General features: G+C 63.6%; 2 protein-coding genes. Both read left to right on the top strand.

The window, feature by feature from the left end:
* The coding region (locus SKC42_RS27345) for a hypothetical protein (RefSeq protein ID WP_330967356.1) at positions 1–704 on the top strand (704 nt) is incomplete at its 5' end.
* Positions 705–1,065: 361 nt separating this feature from the next.
* On the top strand, positions 1,066–2,075 hold a 1,010-nt coding region (locus SKC42_RS27340), incomplete at its 3' end, for a glycosyltransferase (RefSeq protein ID WP_330967355.1).

Here is a 2,075-nt window from a genome sequence, read left to right as displayed (position 1 = left end):
ACCGGCTCGACTGGTTCCACGGGTGCGACCGGCTCGACTGGGGCGACTGGTTCCACGGGTGCGACCGGGGCGACTGGCCCGACCGGCTCGACTGGTTCCACCGGGGCGACGGGTGCGACTGGACCGACTGGCCCGACCGGCTCGACTGGTTCCACCGGGGCGACGGGTGCGACTGGCCCGACCGGCTCGACTGGTTCCACCGGGGCGACGGGTGCGACTGGACCGACTGGCCCGACCGGCTCGACTGGCTCCACCGGGGCGACCGGACCGACTGGCCCGACCGGCTCCACCGGGGCGACCGGACCGACTGGCCCGACCGGCTCGACTGGCTCCACCGGGGCGACCGGACCGACTGGCCCGACCGGCTCCACCGGGGCGACCGGTTCGACCGGCCCGACTGGACCGACTGGCCCGACTGGACCGACTGGGTCGACCGGGTCGACCGGCCCGACTGGACCGACTGGCCCGACCGGACCGACTGGACCGACTGGACCGACTGGACCGACTGGACCGACTGGACCGTAAGCCAAAGGAAGGGGTGGTCGCAGGCCACCCCTTCCAGGCCCGGGCAAGGGGTGGCCGCAGGCCACCCCTTTCTGGACGGTGCACTCAGGTCAGAATTGCGGGAAGTTGTCGTGGTGGGTGTACGTGACCGGGTCGCGTTTCTCACCAATCTCGCCGTAGGTGTACCGCTCGCGGCCTAATGACTCAGCTCACGGCGTTTGTCTTTGAGTAATAAGTAATTGATGCGTCAATCGTCTTCGCGCTGATGCGATCGAGTTACCGGCGGGCTTCACGTATCGCACCGCAGTGCGTCGGGCATCGGATGCCGATCGTTACGCCCTCGCCGATCTGGTGGATAGATCTGAGACCCCATCTCGAGCTGCACAGTGGTCCAGCGAACGACACACACGCCTCGAGGACACGGTCGGCAACGGCCGACTTGACCAATTGCGGTTGCCGACGAATAGCTGGACCAATAAATCCCACCGTTGACTCAACCGAGACGCGATTTCTGGCCCGATCCGATACCACCGTATGTGATTGCCCGATACCATCTGAGCTGTGTCTGAAGTAGTGACCGCGCGGCCAGCCATCTGTCTCAACATGATCGTGAAGAACGAGGCTCACGTCGTCGCGGAGACGCTGGATTCGGTTGCGCCATACATTAGTTCCTGGGTGATCGTCGACACCGGTTCCACCGACGGGACCCAGGACCTGATCCGCGACCACATGGCTCGTCTGGGCATTCCGGGCGAGCTTCACGAACGACCATGGCTGAACTTCGGCCATAACCGCACCGAGGCATTGAATCTCGCTCAGGGCCACGGCGACTACATCTGGGTCATCGACGCCGACGACGTGGTGGTGGGTTCTCCTGAGTTCAACAACCTCGATGCCGACGTCTACTTCATGACCATCGCCGATGCTTCTATCGCCTACCGGCGCGCGCAGTTGTTCCGTGATGGGGCCCATGTGCATTACCAAGGTGTCGTCCACGAAGCCCCGGTGTGGGACGGCTCATGCGTTGTCGCAAATCTTCAGGGCGAGTCGCGCATCGCGTCTCGCCGCCTCGGTGCCCGCAGCCTGGATCCGCAGAAATATGCGCGTGACCGCGATCTGTTGTTGGCTGAGGTCGAGCGTAACCCTGAGGACAGTCGGTCGGTGTTCTATCTGGCGCAGAGTTACTTCGATCTGGGTGATTTCGTCAACGCGCGCAAGTGGTATGAGCGGCGAGTCGAGATGGGCGGCTGGGACGAGGAGATCTACTATTCGATGCTCCGGCTCGCGGAGTCGATGGCGCAACTCGATTGGCCGTGGTTGGTTGTTCAGGACGCTTATCTGAAGGCTTGGGAGTTTCGACCGACCCGCGCCGAGGCGCTGCATGACATCGCACGGCGGTACCGTGAAGATCAGCGCTACCTGCCTGGTCACTTGTTTGCTCAGCGGGCTGCTCAGATCCCGTTTCCTGAGCAGGACTTGTTGTTCGTTGGTGCGGAGGTCTATGCGTGGCGCGCGATCGATGAGCAGGCGGTGTGCGCTTTTTGGATCGGTAAGCATGCCGAGGCGTTCAT

This window comes from Mycobacterium sp. 050134 (genome assembly GCF_036409085.1).
GTDB lineage: Bacteria > Actinomycetota > Actinomycetes > Mycobacteriales > Mycobacteriaceae > Mycobacterium.
Note: the sequence above shows the minus strand (reverse complement) of the source record. Positions and strands in the feature narration are given on the sequence as shown.